The organism is Microbispora triticiradicis, assembly GCF_005864065.1.
Classification (GTDB): Bacteria; Actinomycetota; Actinomycetes; order Streptosporangiales; family Streptosporangiaceae; genus Microbispora; species Microbispora triticiradicis.
In genome coordinates this window covers 1-18,066 of sequence record NZ_VANP01000019.1, presented here as the reverse complement: position 1 = coordinate 18,066, position 18,066 = coordinate 1, and the positions used below count along the sequence as shown (strand labels likewise).

Annotated in this window: 14 protein-coding genes; 6 read left to right on the top strand and 8 right to left on the bottom strand. The window is 72.0% G+C overall.

The features are described 5' to 3' along the window. Window positions 1-91: 91 nt before the first annotated feature. Window positions 92-1,339, top strand: a complete 1,248-nt coding sequence (locus FED44_RS31955; RefSeq protein WP_167521649.1) for an MFS transporter — start codon at window positions 92-94, stop codon at window positions 1,337-1,339. 12 nt (window positions 1,340-1,351) lie between these two features. Here FED44_RS31955 and FED44_RS31950 read toward each other — a convergent pair whose 3' ends face one another. Then, window positions 1,352-3,526, bottom strand: coding sequence for an alpha/beta fold hydrolase (locus tag FED44_RS31950; RefSeq protein WP_138462999.1), 2,175 nt, complete (start codon window positions 3,524-3,526; stop codon window positions 1,352-1,354). A gap of 177 nt (window positions 3,527-3,703) precedes the next feature. Here FED44_RS31950 and FED44_RS31945 point away from each other — a divergent pair, with 177 nt between their 5' ends. Next, a complete protein-coding gene (locus tag FED44_RS31945; protein ID WP_117408595.1) occupies window positions 3,704-4,279 on the top strand; it encodes a GNAT family N-acetyltransferase in 576 nt (191 codons plus the stop codon). A gap of 26 nt (window positions 4,280-4,305) precedes the next feature. Here FED44_RS31945 and FED44_RS31940 read toward each other — a convergent pair whose 3' ends face one another. Further along, a complete protein-coding gene (locus FED44_RS31940; protein WP_117408596.1) occupies window positions 4,306-5,316 on the bottom strand; it encodes a LacI family DNA-binding transcriptional regulator in 1,011 nt (336 codons plus the stop codon). A gap of 233 nt (window positions 5,317-5,549) precedes the next feature. On the opposite strand from FED44_RS31940, the gene FED44_RS31935 reads away from it, so the two are divergent. Together FED44_RS31935 and FED44_RS31930 are read left to right on the top strand one after the other, a co-directional pair. Then, entirely contained in the window at window positions 5,550-6,926 is a 1,377-nt protein-coding gene (locus tag FED44_RS31935; RefSeq protein ID WP_138462998.1) for a glycoside hydrolase family 5 protein, read from the top strand. A 151-nt stretch (window positions 6,927-7,077) separates the two neighbouring features. After that, the gene (locus tag FED44_RS31930; protein WP_167521647.1) at window positions 7,078-8,304 is read left to right on the top strand and encodes an NAD(P)/FAD-dependent oxidoreductase; all 1,227 of its coding nucleotides are present in this window, start codon (window positions 7,078-7,080) and stop codon (window positions 8,302-8,304) included. Here FED44_RS31930 and FED44_RS31925 read toward each other — a convergent pair. The 5 genes from FED44_RS31925 to FED44_RS31905 are packed head-to-tail and all read right to left on the bottom strand — an operon-like array spanning window position 8,267 to window position 13,912. Then, entirely contained in the window at window positions 8,267-9,247 is a 981-nt protein-coding gene (locus tag FED44_RS31925; protein WP_133306083.1) for a phosphatidylserine/phosphatidylglycerophosphate/cardiolipin synthase family protein, read from the bottom strand. The two genes, FED44_RS31930 and FED44_RS31925, sit on opposite strands and share 38 nt — an antisense overlap. Window positions 9,248-9,249: 2 nt before the next feature. Beyond that, complete coding sequence (locus tag FED44_RS31920) at window positions 9,250-10,185, bottom strand: SCO2521 family protein (protein ID WP_138462996.1); 936 nt, start codon at window positions 10,183-10,185, stop codon at window positions 9,250-9,252. Between the two features lie 8 nt (window positions 10,186-10,193). Beyond that, a complete protein-coding gene (locus tag FED44_RS31915) occupies window positions 10,194-11,165 on the bottom strand; it encodes an SCO2522 family protein (protein ID WP_208759287.1) in 972 nt (323 codons plus the stop codon). After that, complete coding sequence (locus tag FED44_RS31910) at window positions 11,162-12,076, bottom strand: SCO2523 family variant P-loop protein (RefSeq protein ID WP_117408601.1); 915 nt, start codon at window positions 12,074-12,076, stop codon at window positions 11,162-11,164. The genes FED44_RS31915 and FED44_RS31910 overlap by 4 nt, the downstream gene beginning before the upstream one ends. Further along, window positions 12,077-13,912 (bottom strand): SCO2524 family protein, encoded by a 1,836-nt coding sequence (locus FED44_RS31905; RefSeq protein WP_138462995.1) that lies wholly within the window; start codon window positions 13,910-13,912, stop codon window positions 12,077-12,079. Between the two features lie 369 nt (window positions 13,913-14,281). Between FED44_RS31905 and FED44_RS31900 the strand changes: the two genes are divergently transcribed. Together FED44_RS31900 and FED44_RS31895 are read left to right on the top strand one after the other, a co-directional pair. Next, on the top strand, window positions 14,282-15,295 hold the full coding sequence (locus FED44_RS31900; protein ID WP_167521646.1) for a 2-hydroxyacid dehydrogenase: 1,014 nt from the start codon (window positions 14,282-14,284) through the stop codon (window positions 15,293-15,295). Between the two features lie 89 nt (window positions 15,296-15,384). Next, window positions 15,385-17,091 (top strand): thiamine pyrophosphate-binding protein, encoded by a 1,707-nt coding sequence (locus FED44_RS31895; RefSeq protein WP_244302448.1) that lies wholly within the window; start codon window positions 15,385-15,387, stop codon window positions 17,089-17,091. Here FED44_RS31895 and FED44_RS31890 read toward each other — a convergent pair. Then, window positions 17,003-18,066: hypothetical protein (locus FED44_RS31890; protein ID WP_244302447.1), on the bottom strand; the 1,064-nt coding region annotated here is incomplete at its 5' end. The genes FED44_RS31895 and FED44_RS31890 overlap by 89 nt on opposite strands.

Below are 18,066 nucleotides of genomic sequence, written 5' to 3'. Positions count from 1 at the left end.
CGGGCCGTTGTTGAGCGCGCGCCGGGCGGAGGCCAGCATGGGGGGCACGGTCACCGGCCCCATCGTCACGACCGCGAGAAGGAGAAGCCTCTTGACCCCCCAGCCCTCGTCATGCGAGTCCCAGCGCGACCCGGCCCGGAGCGAAGCGTCGACGCCGCGCTCGTCATGGGTGACGATCATCGTCATCTATCTGGCCGGGGTCGCCGCGGCGACGAGCCTCGGCAAGTTCTCCTCGGTGGGGCCGCAGATGACGGCGCAGCTCGGGCTGTCGCTGTCCCAACTGGGCTGGGTGATCTCGGCGGTGGTCGCGCTCGGAGCCGTCGCCGGGCTGCCGGCCGGTTACCTGGTCCGCCGGTTCGGCGCGGCGAGGTCCCTGGTCGTCGCTCTCGTGCTGATGGTGGCGGCGAGCGCGCTCAGCGCGGCCGCCGGAAACCTCGCCTGGCTGCTGACGTCCCGCGTCGCCGAGAGCGCGGGCTACCTGCTGGTCTCCATCACCTGCCCGGCGTTGATCCTCCGTCTCGCGCACGAGCGGGATCGAGGGGTCGCCCTGTCCATCTGGGCGACGTTCGTCCCGGTGGGCATCGGACTGAGCACACTCGCGGGAGGCGCCGCCGGCGCCGCCCTCGGCTGGCGCGGCTGGGTCCTGCTGCTCGCCGGGTTGACGCTGGTCATGACGCTGATCGTCCGGGCGCGGCTGCCGTGGACGTCCGCTCCCGAGACGGCGGCCGGGTCCGTGCCCGGCGCGCGGGCGCTGGCGTGGCCCGCTCTGCTCACCGTGGCCTTCTGCCTGATGGTCCTGGTGACCATCCCGGTGATCGTGCTGCTGCCGACGCTGCTGATCGAGCAGCACGGGCGGTCGGCCGCCGTCGCCGGAGCCCTGACCTCGGCGATCTCGCTGGTCGGGGTGCCGGGAGGGCTGGCCGTGGGACTCCTGCTCCGCCGGAGGGTCCCGCTCGGGGTGCTGGCGGCGTCCGGACTGCTGGTCGTGCCGGCCGCCTGGCTCACCTACGACAGCGAAGGGTCGCTGGCCGCCGCGGTGACGGGCGCGGGAGTGATCTCGCTGGAGAACGGGCTGCTCGGCGCCCTCGTCTTCGCCGCCCTCCCGCAGGTGCTGGAGCGGCTCGACCACGCCGACGTGGGCAACGGCCTGGTGACCCAGATGGGCAGCCTCGGATCGCTGCTCGGTCCTCCGCTGTTCGGCCTCGTCGCCGGCGCCTCCGGGTACGGCGCCGCCGTGCCGGTCATCGTGGCGGGCATGGTGGCCTCGGTCGGGATCATGCTGCTGGTGACCCGGCACGTGAGCGGGCGGGCGCGGCGGGCCGCGCCGGAGATCGGCTGAGCCGCGGGCCCGTCAGGCCAGCAGCCAGCCGTACAGCCAGGCGAGGAACGCCATGCCGGTCAGAGCGGGCACGATCTTCGCGGCGCCGGCGGTGAGCCGGAACGCCTCGATCACCGACAGCACGGTGCAGACGATCGCCAGCAGACCGAACCAGGCCAGCGCCGGAGGCACCCCGATCGCCAGCACGACGGGATCGGTGATCGCCGAGAGACTGAGCGCCGACAGCGCGCCGAGCACGACACCCGCGAGGCCCGCGAGCACGCTCAGCCCGCCGCCGCGGCGGCGCAGGAGGGAGACCAGCCCCACGAGCAGCTGTACGGCGGCCACGAGGAGGAACGCCGCGGGTATCGCGAGCGGAGCGGGCGACCGCAGCATCCGGTACACCGAGGAGGTGAGGAGGAGATCGCCCGGTCGGACTATCGCGTACGGCGCGACGCCGGGGTCGCAGGGCCGGGCGGCCGAGGCCGGGTCGGCCAGGAACGCGGCGATCGTCCGGCGGCCGCACTCGCTCGACAGGAAGACCGCGTGCCCGACGCCGTCGAACTCGGCGAACCGGGCGCCCGGCACCGCCGACACCGCCTCACGGGCGGCCTCCGGCGGCGTGGTCGGGTCGTAACGCCCCCCAAGAGCCAGGATCGGCACCCCGCCTCCGGCCGCCGTCTCCCCGGCCGTTCCGCGCCTGGCGGCCGTGCTCCCGGCCGCCGCGCGTCCTGCGAACGCGTTCCTGGTCGCGTTGCCCCGGGCTCTCGCGGTTCCGGCCGTCGTGCGCCCGGCCGTCCTGCCCTCGGCTGTCGTGCCCCTGGATGCCGCGGCTGTCGCGCTCCTGGCCGCCGTGTGCCCGGTCGTCGTGCCCCGGGTGTCCGCGGTCGCGGAGCTCCCGGCGATGGTGGCGTCCGCGCCGACGGCGGTGACCGCCGGGTCGGGGGTCAGGGCGTCGGGTTCGGTGCGGGAGGCCGGGAGCCCCCACGCGCCGCACACCGCGGCGTCGACGACCCCGGTGAACAGCCTCGGGTGCGCGGAGCCGGGGAAGGAGTTGCCTGGCGTCTCGTCCTGGCACTGGACCGCGTAGTACAGGCCCCACTCGTGCGAGGTGAGCCCGTCGCCGGCCTGGTCCACCAGGGGTTGCAGCAGCTCGGTGCGCCCCGCGGCCAGCCCGTCGACGAGAGCCGGCATGACCGGGATCACGTCCGTCTCGTGCAGGGCCTCACCCAGGATCGTGGCCACATCGTCCCCGTTGAGCCACACGGTCAGCCGCTTGCGGGTCAGCGGGTCCCGGGTCTCGTACGCGGCCGGATGGGCGTTGAGCGCGGCCACCATGGTGTCGAACCGGCTGGTGAGCCCCAGCTTCGCCATGGTGGCCATGAGCGAGCCGGGGGACTCGTCGTACCACCGGGCGCGCGGGGGGAGGAGGGAGTCCAGCACGATCCCTCGGCTGCCCTGGGGATCGAGCGCCGCCGCCCGCAGCATCGGGCGGGTCGAGTAGCTGACGCCGAACAGGTACCACCGCCGGTAGCCGAGCGCGGACCGCAGGTTGACGATGTCGGCCGCGATTTCGGCGGTCCGGTAGCCGCGCAGGTCGACGTGCTCGCTCTCCAGACGGGACTGGCACGCCGCCGCCCGCCGTACGACCGCCGCCGTCTCGTCCGCGGCCGGGCCGGGGGTGCGCAGGGTGTCCACGATCCCCTCGACGATCTCCGGGCAGCTCAGGCGTGGCTCGGAGTAGCGCCCCCCGCGCTGCTCCAGCACGATCACGTCGCGGCCGGGAAGCATCTGCGTCAGCAGCCCGGTGAGCTGGAGCGAGGCGGAGCCGGGGCCACCGCTCATGTAGACGACCGGGTCGGCGTCCTGCGCGCCCGCCTGCCCTGTGACCTGCCCTGTCGCCTGCCCTGGCGCCTCTCCTCCGGCGCGGTGCACGGCGTAACCGACCTTGATCGTCCTGCTGTTGGGGACGTCACGCCGCTCGGGCACCAGGAGGTAACCACACGTCGTGCCGGCGGGAACGGTGACCGGGCAGGGCCGCTCCTCGACGGGCGCCGTGGCGGACGCCCCGGCGGCCGTCGCACCGGCCGCCGTCGCGGCCCCGGGCCGGCCGGACACCGGCGCCGCCAGGGCCGCCGACCCCGGACCTTCCATCAGCATGAGGGCCGCGACGAATGCCGCGACGGCCGCTCCGCGCAAACTACGCAACCGTCAGCCCCGTCCCGCGAACCCGGCGATATCGGCAGAAACCTTAGCGTGTCCGTTGGTCATCTCGCCCACATTCGCCACATGCGCCGCCGGTCGGACGATCACCGGGTCGCCCGCCGGCTCCCTGTCCGGGAAAGCGGATGACCGGGAGGCGGCCGGAGCGCGAGAATGCGCCCCATGTCCCAGGCGACACTGCGTACGGGCCGGATCGAGCTCGTCCCGCTGTCCGACGAGCACCTCGAAGACGAGATCGAGCTGGACGCCGACCCCGAGGTCATGCGTTACATCACGGGCCGTGCCCGCGACCGTGCGGAGGTCGAGGCGCTCCACCGCCGGAGACTCGCCGCCGCGGAGCGCGTCGCCGGGCTCGGCTTCTGGGCCGGTCTCGTCGACGGGCGGTTCGTCGGCTGGTGGATCCTGGAGCCGCCCACCCGCGCCGACCAGGGTCCGGTCGAAGGGCAGGCCGAACTCGGCTACCGGCTCCTGCGCCACCGCTGGCGTCAGGGGCTGGCCGGCGAGGGGGCCCGCGAACTGGTGCGGCATGCCTTCGAAGACCTTCGGCTGTCCCGCGTCTTCGCCGAGACGATGGCGGTCAACACCGCCTCCCGCGCGACGATGACCGCGATCGGCATGCGGTACGTCCGTACGTTCCACCCGGACTGGGAGGAACCGCTCCCCGGGAGTCATCTCGGCGAAGTCGAGTACGAGATCACCCGGGAGCAGTGGCTCGCCTCCCGGGCGGCCGGAGCGTAACGGCCCGGCCGAGTCGGCTCCGGTTCTCATCGCGGCCTGGCGGTGCTCTCCCTGATCACCAGATCGGTGGACAGCTCGACCCTGCGGGCCTCGGTGTTCTCGCCGCGGCCCATGGCCAGCACCATCCGCGCGGCGAGGGCCGCCATCTCCTCCAGAGGCTGGCGTACGGTGGTCAGCGGCGGCCACGCGGAACTGGACAGCGGCAGGTCGTCGAAGCCGACCACGCTGAGGTCCTCCGGCACCCGCAGGCCGCGCTGGCGCGCGGCCTCGAACACGCCGAACGCCTGCATGTCGCTGCCCGCGAAGATGGCGGTCGGGGGAGTCTCCAGCGAGAGCAGCGAGTGGCCGTGGTCGTGGCCCGAGTTGACCAGGAAGTCGCCGTACCGGATGAGCTCGGGGTCGATGGACACCCCCGCGGTCTCCAGCGCGGCCCGGTAGCCGTCGATCCTGGCCCGGCTGCAGAGCATGTCGGGCGGGCCGCCGATCATGCCGATCCGGGTGTGGCCGAGGTCGAGGAGGTGACGCGTGGCCGCCAGGCCGCCGTGCCAGTTGGTCGCGCCGACCGACGCCACCCCCGGCGGCGGCTCGCCCTCGGGATCGACGACGACGAACGGGATCGAACGCGCGCTGAGCTGGCCCTGCTGACGCACGGAGAGGCGTGAGCTGACGATGATGACGCCGTCGGTCCGCCGTGCCGCGATGCGTTCCAGCCAGTCGCGGCCGGGTCCCGCATGGGTGTGCAGCACCGAGATCACCACGCTCGCCGCGGCCTCGTGCGCGGCCTGCTCGGCCCCGCGCACCAGCTCCATGGCCCACGGGCTCTCGATCTCGGCGAACACCAGGTCAAGTAAACCGACCGGGCCGTCGCCCTGCCCGGTCCTGCGCTGGTAGCCGTGCTTCTGCAGGAGGCGCTCCACCCGCTGGCGGGTCTCCGGCGCCACCTCGGGACGGCCGTTGATCACCTTGGACACGGTCGGAACGGAGACCCCGGCCTCCTCCGCTATCTGGGCGATGGTCACCCGCCTTTTCACTGGCATGGTGCAGATCGTAGCCGAAAGTTTCGGGGGAGCCGTACCGGATACCTCCTGATGGCGCGGATGTCGCAGGTGATCAAGGCCGCGATGCTCTTGACGCTTAACGACCGTATTACATATTCTCCGGTCCGCGAAAACATTCGGATATCAGCCGAAACTTTTCAAAAGCGGACAGAGGAGAGGCAGGTTCGTCGCCCCTCCGGCCACGCCACTGGTTTCGAGGTTTAGGAGAATCGATGACGCTGCTGCGCGTGTCCGGATCCCGGCTGGTGAACGAGACGGGTGACACGGTCCGGCTCCGGGGGGTCGGCCTGGGCGGCTGGCTCAACATGGAGAACTTCATCACCGGCTACTCGGCCAACGAGTCCTCGATGCGCGCGGCGGTCCGCGGGGTGCTCGGCGAGGAACGCTACGAGCTGTTCTTCGACCGTTTCCTGACCTCGTTCTTCACCGAGGCCGACGCCGACCTCCTGCGCGACATGGGCGTCAACTGCGTACGCATCCCGGTGAACTACCGCCACTTCGAGTCGGACGACCGGCCGATGGAGATCATCGAGCGGGGGTTCCACCACCTCGACCGGGTCGTCACGATGCTCGGCGAGCGCGGCGTCTACAGCGTCATCGACCTCCACGCGCTCCCCGGGGCGCAGAACCAGCACTGGCACTCCGACAATCCCACCCACGTCGCCTCATTCTGGCAGCAGCGGCACTTCCAGGATCGGGCGGTCCACCTCTGGGAGGCGGTGGCCGACCACTACAAGGACAATCCGTGGGTGGCCGGCTACAACCCGGTCAACGAGCCGGGCGATCCGAGCGGCCAGGTGATCGGCCCCTTCTACGACCGGCTGGTCAAGGCGCTGCGCGCCGTCGACCCCGCCCACGTGCTCTTCCTGGACGGCAACACCTACTCGACGGACTTCTCGGTGTTCCGGGAGGTGTACGAGAACACGGTGTTCGTCTGCCACGACTACGCCCTGGCCGGCTTCGCCCACGGCGGGCCGTACCCCGGCTACACCCGGGGCGAGTGGTGCGACCGCGAGGAGCTGGAGCGCACCTTCGCCCGCCGCACCGCGTTCCAGCGCGAGACGGGCACCCCGATCTGGGTCGGCGAGTTCGGGCCCGTCTACACCGGCGACCCCGCGGTGGACGAGCAGCGCTACCGGATCCTCAGCGACCAGCTGGAGATCTTCGACGCCCACGGGGCCGGCTGGTCCATCTGGACCTACAAGGACGTCGGCCTGCAGGGCCTCGTCTGCGCCGGCGGGACGTACATGGAGCGGTTCGGGCCGTTCATCGCGAAGAAGAAGCGTCTCGGCGCCGACCGGTGGGGCTCCACGATGGAGGAGACGGCCAACGAGCTCGCGCCGCTGCACCGCCTGATCGACACCGAGTTCCCCTCCTGGACCCCCTACCCCTGGGGCGCCCGCTACCAGACCGACGACCTCATCCGGCACATCCTGATCGCGCAGGCGCTGCTGCCCGAGTACGCCGAGCTGTTCGGCGGGCTGGACGACGACGAACTGGTCGCGCTCGCGGACTCCTTCGCCCTGTCCGCCTGCACCAGGCGGGAGCCGCTCATCCAGCTCCTCGGTGACAACCTGTCCGCGGGCTAGCCGACGAACTCGGGAAGGGGCACGTTCCCGAATTCCCGCCTCGGCGCAGGCCGGCGGGATACAGTGCGGCAAGGCCACGCGTCTGTGACCTTCTTGAACGGCCCTTACTCGCCTACTGTCGAAGCGAGGGGATGGCGAACTGGGAGCCCGCGTGCCTGGAACCTGCGACGTCGTGATCATCGGTGGTGGCGTGATCGGCTGTGCGATCGCGCACCGGCTCGCCGCGCGGGGCACGAAGGTCGCGGTGGTCGACTCGGGCCAGCGGCTCGGGCTCGGCGCCTCCGACGCCGCCATGGGCGGCATCCTCACCCAGACGGAGCCGTCCTGTCTCGGCCCGCTCAGCGTCGTCATCAAGCGCAGCCGGGACATCTACCCCCGGTGGCTGGAGGAGGTCGCGGCCGCCTCGGGCCTCACGGTCCCGGTGCTGGAGGGCGGCGACATACAGGTCGCCCTCGACGAGGCCGAGATGGAGCGCCTGGAGTCCGAGGTCCTGCCCGAGTGGAAGAACTCGCCGTTCCAGGTGGTGCGCCTGACCGCCGCCGACGCCAGAGACCTGGAGCCCCTGCTGAGCGATCGGGTGGTCGGGGGCTTCCTGCTGCCGCAGGAGCTCGCGCTCGACCCCCGCGTGCTGATGGCCTCGCTGGGCCGCGCGGTGCTGGAGCACCCGGGGATCCGCGTGCACAACCAGGCGCACGCCACCGCCCTGCGCTCCTCGCCGGGCGGCGTCGAGGTGGACCTGCACGACGGCCGCCGGCTGCGCGCGGAGACGGCCGTGGTCGCCGCCGGGCACCTGAGCGGGGTGTTCCTGCCCCGCCTCCGCGAGCACCTGTTCCCGATCAAGGGCGTGGCGTTCGACCTGCGGCCTCCCGGCGCCACCACCTACCCCCTGCGCCACCACGTCTTCGCGGAGTTCACCGACGGTGAGCGGGAGTACTTCCCCTACCTCGTGCCGCGGCACGACGGCCGGGTGGCCGCGGGCGTCACCTACGAGGAGAACGTCGGTGACGTGACGGTGACCGCCGAGGCGATCGAGGAGATCCGGCAGGGCGTCGCCACCCTCATGCCGGAGGCGGCGACCTGGCCGATCGGCAGGCGCTGGGCCGGCCTGCGGCCCGGCAGCGCCGACCACCGGCCCATCCTCGGCCAGGTGGACGACCACGGCAGGATCGTCGCCGCCACCGGCCACAGCGGCCTCGGCGTCACCCTCGCCCCCGTCACGGCCGAGCTGGTGACGGCACTGGTCATCGGGGAGGTGGGCGCGCCGGAGCGGAGGCTGCTCGACGTGTGCAGGCCCGACCGCCCCTTCCCGCCCGCGCCGCCGGTGCCTGCTCCTCCGGTGCCTACGCCGCCGGCGTCGCCGCCTGCCACAGTTCGCTGAACCGCTCCACGCGCTCCCGCACCCTCTCCTGGTCCCGTACGAGGATCGTGCTGTGGATCACCGGCGCGATGTCGTCGCCGAGCTGGGGGGCCGGGTTCGACTCGTAATAGACGACCCCGTCGAACAGGATGAAGTCCGACAGCGAGCCGCGCAGCAGGGGCGGCGCGTCGGTCAACAGGAGCGTGCGTACCTCGATCCCGACCCCGGCCTGCCACTTCCACACCCTGCGGAACGCGTCGGAGTCGAGCCGTTCGGAACGATCCATGACGAACACGCGGCGCACCCGCACCCCGCGCTGGACGAGATCGCGCTGGAGCTTGACGTAGCGCTGCCCGAGATCGGTGTGCCAGAAGCCGCCGGCGAACTCGGTGTCGCGGGCGTCCACGCTGGTCAGACTGATCGCGTCCAGGCTGACCTGGGTGTTCTTGGCGAGCGCGAGCAGCCAGTCGCGGTCCTCGCCCTCGTAGAGGGCGTACCTGCCGTCGGTCAGCTCGCCGAGGAACTTCGCCATCCGGCTGATCTCGTGGTGCACCAGGCTCTTGACGAGGTCGGGCATGTCGTCGCGGATCTTGGTGGCGTTCCGCACCAGCTCGGCCACGCCCCTGGTGTGCAGCGACGACATCTCCATCAGGCCGAAGAGCTTGCTCGCCTCGTTGATCCTGGTGAAGCTGTCGGCCACGAGGGTGTGGGTCTTCGAGTGCTGCCTGCTCTGCTCCTTCCGTACGGTCTGCAGCTGGTCGTCCACGTCGACCAGGAACTGCACGACGAAGGCGACGCCGCTGATGAACGTCGCGAGCAGCAGGCTCCACGGGTTCTCGTTCGGGCCGTGGATGAGCGCGTTGCTCACCAGATAGCTGACGCCGCCCACGAGCACGGTCACGAGCGCCTTGCGCACGATCCTCGGCACGAGCGTGGGGGGTGGCTCCGGTTCCACTCCGGTCACGGTCACCTCCCTCCGGTTTCGGCGTTCGCGCTGAGCAGGGCGAGGGTGTGCACCGCCAACTGGTCGCGGACGCGGTCGACCAGCGACCGCCACTGGCGGCTGAAGCCCGGCCGCCGCTCCAGGCTCTCCCAGAACGGCGTCAGCCGCTCCTCGACCCGGGCGGCAGGCATCCACAGGTGCAGCAGATGGTCGACGGCGGGCGACAGCCGCGCCGCCACCTCGGCCGCCGGGGTCGCGCCGACGCGCGCCCGCTCGACGACGACCAGCAGCGAGGTGAGCAGCCAGTCGTGCACCGCGAGGTCCTCGCAGAGGTCCACCACCGCGGGCGTGAACGGGCCGGGATGCGTCAGGCGCAGGGTGCGCTCCTGCTCGGTGTGCAGGGTGAAGGCGATCGACGGCTCGCCGGCCTCCGCCACCCATCGCAGGATCGTCCGCGGCATCCTGAAGGGCGCCCGGCGGTTCAGCAGCGGGGACGTCTGGACGAGGTCGAGGAAGCGGCCGGTGACCGCCGTCAGGTCGAGGCAGCCGTGGAGCCGCGGGGCGCCCTCGCCGACGAACCCCTCGGCGATGTCGGCCGCCCTGGCCTTGCCCAGGACCTCGATGACGCCCGGCCGTGCCAGGTAGTGCGACCAGGGCAGCCGCCGGTCGGTCTCCGAGCGCGCCAGCCGGACGTACGACGAGCCCTGGGCCACCCGGCCCCCGGTCACCGCGCAGCGGGACACGACGGTGCCGACGCCCCTGATCCGCGAGCCGGAGGCGGCGGGCAGCACGCAGTCCACTCCGGTCAGCCGGTCGGGCGACAGCGCGTGGACGATGGGGCGGCGGGACACCCGCACGGTCTCCCCGGTCATGAGCCCGAGCACCTGACGGCACGCCGGTTCGGAGATCTCCCCGGAGTTCTGCAGCAGCCCGGTGTGGACCTCCCCCATCACCAGCATCGGGCCCCTCAGGTGAAGACGTAGGAGACGCGGTCGACGAGCTCCTCTTCGAGCCGGACCCGTTCGCTCTCGCTCCGGGCCGCGACCTGCCGCAGGACTTCGTCGTCCACCGCGACCTGACCGAGGATCGTCCGTACGGCCAGCTCGACGGGCAGGAACCGGGGGGAGAGGACGGAAAGCGTGGTGTACGCACTGAACGGCGCGGCCTGGGGGTTGATCCGGACGACGGCGGGCAGCCGGTCCCAGTCGCCGGGCCAGTCACCCTCCAGGGGCACCGGAGGCAGCGGCACCCGGCCCTCGGCGCGCAGCAGGCCGAGCCGCAGGAGCTGCCAGACGGCGGCGAGGAAGGGACACGACCAGGTGCGCCGCGCTCCCCTCTCGTCCCACAGCTCCACGTCCACGAAGATCGAGTGGCCGCGCTTGGCGTTCTGGGTGGGCGGCTCCCAGGGCCGGGCCTTTCCCATCGCCTGCAGCGGGGTGGTGAGGGGTGAGCGGGAGCCGTTGCACAGCCAGCCCGTCTCCTTCACCGGCGGGCGGGACCCGTCGGTCTCCGGCGGCGGGTCGTCGACGAGTCGGTCCTCCACCAGCCGGGCCAGCTCCACGGCTCCGGACCGGCCGTCCTCGAACTGCGCGCACGCCGACTCGCGGGCCAGGTAGTCGATGGTCAGATCGTGCTCGGCCGCCGCCTCCAGGATCATCGGGACCAGCTCGGCCGGGGTGCTGAACCGGCTGAAGTAGTCGTCCACGAGGAAGCAGGTGCTCACCCGGGCCCGGCCCCCGGGCACCCGCTCCCGCCACACGGAGCGGATGGTGGCGAGCCACGGCGCGACCCGGCGGAACTGCTCGCGTAACCGGGCCGGGCCCGCCTCGAAGTCCTCCATGTAGAGGTGCCCGAGCTCGACGGACACGTGCGAGAGGGGGACGGAGGCGATCCTGCGCTCGGCCGCCACCTCGCCGAACGTCGCGTGCACCGGCGTCACAGACCCTCCCACGCGTTGTCGTCGACGATCTTCTTGGCGAGGTCGTCGAACGCGGCGGCGGTCTCGACGTTGGCGATCTTGCTGGCGAGCACGTCCTCGTCGGTGATGAGCTGCTCGCGCCACTGGAGCACCGGGTCCAGCGGCACCTTGCCCAGCATCGTCGTACGGCCGACGCCGTGACGGCCCGCGAGCTCGCGCAGCTCGCTGTCGCACGCGCTCAGCCAGGCCCGCTGCTCGTCGCGCAGGCCGACCAGCTCCGCCGCGTCCGGCTCCAGCACGGCCGTGCGCACGAAGCGGATGCGGTCGCGCAGGACCTCCGGGTCGTGCCCGAACCGGGTGCCGACGTCGAACAGCCCGTCCGTGCCGGTGACGAGCCCGTCGGCCGCGATGATGTGCTGGCGCGTCCAGCGGTGGAAGACCAGCCAGCGGAACGGGACCGCGGGCATCCGCACGGTCGCCGCCAGGACCAGCTCGGCGGTGAACGACCGGCCAGCGCTGACGTCGACCATGCAGAGGTCGAACTCCTCCTCCAGCCGCCCGAACAGCTGGACGCACCGCCCGACGACCTCCTCGGAGAGCGCGGACAGCTCGCCGCCGCCCTCGCTGCCCGGCAGCAGCACGAGCCGTCCCGCGCCGGGCGGACGGGTGCGCAGCCCCTCGCGGTCGGACTCGGCCCACACGTCCACCCGCCGCGGCTGCGGGCAGTCGCCCCGCAGGTACTCGTGCAGGCCGCTCTCCCGCGTGCCGCGCGCCACCGAGCCGACGCTGAAGATGGCTCCGGCCGTGGGCGAGCCGAAGTCGAAGTCGAGGTAGCAGACGTCGTTGCCCTGCAAGGCGTGCCGGTAGGCGATGTTGGTGCCGGTGACCGAGCGCCCGGTCCCGCCCTTGTCCGAGATCGCGAAGACCAGCACTCAGATCGCCTCCGACGCGCTGTCGCGGGCGGCGGCCAGCCGTTCGAGGTCGAGCAGTGCGTCGTTGATCAGCGCCTGGGCCGTCGCGGGCCGGTCGCTGATGATCGTCCTGGCCCGCTGGAGCGCGGACTGGATCGTGCGCAGCTTGGGCTGGATCGTCTGCCCGGCGACCAGCGGCCGGGTCACCATCTCCTGGTCGAGCAGGTGCTCGGCCTCCCCGAGCATCTGGTAGGCCAGCTCGACGAGCTGCGGGCTGCGCAGCGGCGGCTCCCCGCTGGCCGTCGCCGCGGCGACGAGGAACTCGGCGACCCGTTCGGAGAAGTACCAGGACGGCTCCTCGTCCCGCACCGGGATGTCGGTGAAGACGTTGCCCGGCTGGTCCCACAGGCCGGCGGCCGGGCCGGCGGTGTGGCGGCGCTGCAGGATGTGCCGCCAGATCTGGTCGGCGAGCGTGAGCAGGCGCTCCCGCATGCGGGTGTTCTGGGCGATGCTGGCGGCCCAGATCGTCCGCTTCAGCAGCGTGATGGCGAAGTCGGACACCATCCAGAGGAGGTGCGGGCCGAGCATGTCGCTGCCGTGCAGGTTGACGGGCACGCCGGGGGAGTGCATGAGCACCGGCGGGTCGCCCGGCACCGCCCTGCGGATGATCCTGGCGCGGATGGCCAGCTCCTCCAGCACCGCGCCGACCCGGTCGAGGTCGACGTCGGCCGACCGGTTGTTCACCAGGCTCTGCACCACCATGGCGGTGACGCCGAGGCTGTAGTAGTCCGACTCCTTCTCGTCGACCGTCCGCCAGGGGATGTCCTCCAGCGGCCAGGTGCCCCGCCCGTACGTCGCGATGGTGCGCCAGTAGAGCTGCGTGAGGTCCCAGCGGCGCTGGATGGCCTCGGCGAGCGTGATCTGGTCGTCGTTGAGCAGGCTCAGCACTCTGGTGCGCGGCGAGAACAGGTCGGCGATGCCGACGAGGGCGTTCACCGTGAAGTACAGGAACGGCGTGTCGGCGGCCACGCCCTCCGGCTGGGGGCCGATGTCGAGCGGCGTGACGACGGCCGGCGCGTCCTTCACGATGCCCCACGTCCACCCGCACTCGAACAGCAGGTTCTCGTTGTCCAGGTCGGCCTGGCTGCCCGAGCCGATCGTCAGGTCGCGCAGGCCGGCCCGCACCGGCCGCAGCTCGCGCCGCAGATCGTCGAGCACCCGGCGGGTGGGCGCGCCGGTCTGGTTCACCGTGCGCAGCAGCGCGCGGCCCGCCGGGGAGGCGGGGTCGAACGCGTTCACCGTGAAGCTGCGCAGCAGGCCGGCCATCGCGGCCGAGAGGCGTTTGCCGGCCAGGTCCTCCAGCTCCCGGATCTCGGTGCGGATGGACTGGCGCCGCACGCTCTGGCGGAAGACCTTCAGGAAGCCGAGTGTGCCGAGCGCGAGCGTGACCGACATCGAGAACGAGTCGACCACGTCGAGCTGGAGCTGTTCCGGGGTGACCTTGGCGTCGTCCTCCTGGGTGCGGAAGTAGCTGCCGCCGGAGAAGATCGGGCGCCCGTCCTCGGCGGTGTAGGTGCGCAGGTACTGGCCGATGACCTTGAGCAGCAGCTTGGGGATCTCCACGGAGTCGCCGAGCACGGTGAGCGCGGCCAGCACGTCGTCGCCGGTCTCGTTCGGCGTGTCCAGCCGGAAGCCCGGCAGCTCGGAGGCGGGGTACATGAAGCACAGGAGCTGCTCGGCGTCGGAGATGGAGTTCGACCCGTCCCGGCCGCCCCACGTCCATACGCCGTCCCGGTAGGAGGTGCGGGCGGCCGCCTCCCACAGCTCCAGAAGCTGCTGTCGCGGCTGGAGTCTCATACGGGCCCTCTCTGCACTGCCTTCGCTTGCCTCGGGTTCGCCTATAAGGGGCGGATACCTGATGGCGGGCCGAAGACCGGTGTTCCCGCGGCCCACCTGGGGAGTTCCTTGCGAGGAGTTGTCCGTACCTGGCACGTCGCTATCAATATTCTGTATATCATTGAACTCGCACTTCGTCGCTACAATCGTCCGCGATATTTGGCATTCCAGCTGGGCTGCAGTGATTCCGGAGCCTACGGAAACCAGTGAGAAGCGGGTCCTGAATCGAGAGATAACGCAATGGTCCACCCACTGGCCGTCGGGGCTGAAACATTCGGCGATGCCGCGACGTCACGGGTGGGCGGTGCGAAGAGGCCGGCGAGGGGCGGGGTGGTCCTCGTCACCGGCGCTGGCATCGACACGAAGCTGCTGGCACCGCTGAAGGAGCGGCACGGTCTGAAGGTGCTGTACCTGCCCGGCCCGCTGGACGAGACCGAGCTCGGTCATCGCCTGGGGCAGCACGTGCGCGCCTACCTTCACGGAGGCGAGGAGCGGGCGACCGGCGGCGTGCTGCGCAAGGCGACGTCCCTGCAGGTGGTCGCCTTCGTGGGGGTGGGCTACGAGAACTTCGTCGACGTGCCGACGGCCGACGAGCTCAACATCGCCGTCACGAACACCCCGGGGGCGGCGACGGACGCGGTCGCGGCGTTCACGGTGGGCCAGATCATCAATGCCAACTGGCGCATACCCCACCGTCTCGGCCGGCGCGTCCCGGGCTGGGGGGACCCCGGTGACATGCCGCACGAGCTGGGCGCCTGCCGCGTCGGCATCCTCGGCATGGGGGCGAACGGGCAGCGGATCGCCGAGATCCTCCGCGACGGATTCGACGCGACCGTCGCCTACCACAGCCGCACCCGGAAGGAGGACGTCGAGCGCAGGCTCGGCCTCTCCTATCGGGGATCGGTGTCCGAGCTGGCCGAGGGCAGCGACATCCTCGTCGTCATGGTGCCGGAGACCGACGAGACCAGATCGATGATCGACCACTCGGTGATCAAGCTGATGCCCTGGGGGTCGGTCATCGTCAACACCGCGCGCCCGGCGATCGTCGATCCCCACGCCCTGTACGAAGGGCTGAGCGACGGCAGAGTGCGCATGGCGGTCTTCGACGGCTTCTACGACCTCGACTCAGATGCCGGGCTGAAATTGACCCGGGATTTCGCCGACCGCCTTCTCGTTACCGGGCATATCGCCTCCCACACCCAGGAGACGATGAACCGCATGATCACTCAGGCCGTCGCTTCCATTGACAATTATCTGACAAATGGGACGGACGAGCACGAGGTAGGCAAACGTCGCGACACGTTTGGGACGGTACTCCGGGTGACATGCGGTCGGTCATCATAATTCGGGTGCCGGAAGAGCGTACGCGGCGCACGACGGGGGAAACGTAGGGAGTAAACCTCCGTAAACCCCTTCTCTCCCCGGGAAGTGACGTGGCCACCGAGGACCCGATTCATTCCAAGGGGACGCCCGCCGGGATCACCGGTGCCCGTGCCCTGGTCGAGACGCTGACGGCGCACGGCATCAACACGATTTTCGGTATACCGGGCACCCACAATCTCGCGATCTACCAGGAACTCGACGGCGCGGGCGTGCGATGCGTGACGCCGCGGCACGAGCAGGGCGCGGGATACGCCGCCGACGGGTACGCCAGGGTGACCGGCAGACCCGGCGTCGTCGTCACCACCACCGGCCCCGGCGTGGTCAACGCGGCCACGGCGATCGGGCAGGCGTACTCCGACTCGTCCCCGATCCTGCTCGTCTCCCCGGGCGTCCCGACCGGCCATCCCCGCGACGGCCGCGGCTACCTGCACGAGAGCAGGGACCAGTCGCGGGCGATCGGCGCCCTGTGCGACTGGAGCCACCGTGTGACGAGCGTGCGCGAGATCCCCGCCGCCGTCGCCCGCGCCTTCGGGCACTTCGCCGAGGGACGCCCCCGGCCGGTCCACATCGAGATCCCCGCCGACCTGCTCGACCTGGAGGGCCACGTCAAGATCGTGCCGCCGTACCGGGTCATGCCTCGCGAACCGGATCCGCGGGCCCTGGACGAGGCGGCTGAACTGCTGCGTGCGGCGCGGCGCCCGGGTTTCGTGCTGGGCGGCGGCGCCCAGCGGCCGGGCTCCGGCGAGCCGCCGGTGGGCCGCCTGGCGATGCGCCTGGCGGAACGGCTCGGCGCGCGGGTCGTGACCACGGTCAACGGCAAGGGCGCGGTGCCGGAGAGCCATCCGCTGGCGCTCGGCGCCACCCTGCACCTCGCGGCCGTGCGTCGCTGGCTCGCCGCGTGCGACGTCGTGCTGGCCGTCGGCACCGAGCTGGGACCGGCCGACCTGTGGGAGGACCCCTTCGCCCTCACCGGCCGCCTCGTACGGATCGACATCGACCCCGGGCAGATGCACGGCGACCACGTGGCCGACGTGGCGATCGTCGCGGACGCCGAGCGCGCCATGCGCGGCCTGACCGAGCGGCTCGGCGGGCGGCTCGATGACCGGCTCGATGACCGGCTCGATGGGCGGCTCGACGGGCGGCTCAATGGCCGGGCCGGCGGGCAGGGGGACGCGCCGGGCCCGGAGCGGGAGCCGGGCGTCGGCCACGAGGCGGAGCTCCAGGACCTGGTTCGCAGGTGGTCCGGCCAGCTCGCTGCGCTGCGCCGCGCCATGCCGCCGGAGACCGTCGTGGTGGGGGACAACTCCATGTTCGTCTACCACGGCGCGCTCGTCGGCATGCCGATGGACCCGCCCGGGCGGTTCCTGTTCCCCACCGGGTTCGGGACCCTCGGCTTCGCGCTGCCGGCCGCCATCGGCGCGAAGCTGGGTCAGCCCGACCGGCCGGTGGTGGCGCTGGCGGGCGACGGGGCGTTCCAGTTCACCCTGCAGGAGCTGGCCACGGCCGTGGAGCTGCGGCTGAGCCTGCCGATTGTGGTGTCCCTCAACGGCGGTTTCGGGGAGATCCGGGAGGAGATGGTCGCCCGCGGCATGACGCCGGTCGCCGTGGACCTGCACGCGCCGGACTTCCCCGCACTCGCCGCCGCGTTCGGCGCGCGGGGCCTCGCCGTCAAGACGCCGGGGGAGCTGGAGGAGGCGGTCGCCGAGGCCCTGCGCGCCCCGCTGCCCACGTTGATCGCCGTACCCGAGGGGGAGTGACGCCGCCGCCGGATCGCCGCCGCACGACGACGTAGCAGCCGTCGGCGAAGCCCGTCACCCGGCCGCCCTCCGCCATCAGGCCGCCGAGCACCTCGCGTACGGCGTGCCGCCACGCCGCGGCCGTCGCGGGGTCGCGGCGGCGCAGCGTCTCCATGTCCGCGGGCACGGCGACGAGCACCGCCGGGGCGTCCGTCCGCAGGATCAGGGGCCGCCCGTCCCGTTCGATCAGCGCGCGGCCCGCGCCGTCCGCGCTCGCCGGCCGGTACGGCACGCCGGCGCAGGCCCGCGACACGGCGGGAGAACCGATCCGCCAGACCGCCAGGAGCCGGTCGGACTCGTCCCCGGCGTTCAGCGCGTCGCCCATCGGGCCGTAGAAGTCGGGAAGGTACTCCTCCGGCCGCGCGGCGAGCTTGACCAGGTTGAAATGGGCGTTGCGCCGGACCAGCGGATCGAACGTCCAGGTGATCCGGCTCAGCCCGCGCCACAGGGCCCAGGCGCGCTGGTGCAGCTTGAGCGCGAAGCCGGCCCCCGGCCGTACGGCGCCGGTGACGTGCGAGTGCAGCACCTGTCCCGCGGGCGCGGCGAGGAAGCCGACGCACGCCCCGACGAGATCGGGTCCGTCGAACGCCCCCGCGACGTATCCGCCCGCGTGCGACAGGGCCCGCATCAGCTCCGCCGTGACCGGCGGATTCCACGGCTCGGGATGCCAGATGTCGTCGAACAGCTCGACCACCCGGCCGAACTCGTCGTTCGTGTCCAGCTCGGCTATTCGCAGGCCGCCGCGCGCCGCCGCGGCCCGCGCCCGGCGGCCTGCGTCGGCGAGCCCGTCATCACGGGGGCCGTGGCTGGCGGGGAGGTCAAGGGGATTCCATCGCACGCCGGTCGCACCGAGCCGCAGGTAGGTGCCGCCGACGGCGTGGGCGAGCCGGGCGTAGTCGTCCTCGGGGTCCACGACGGCGACCTCGACCCCTTGAT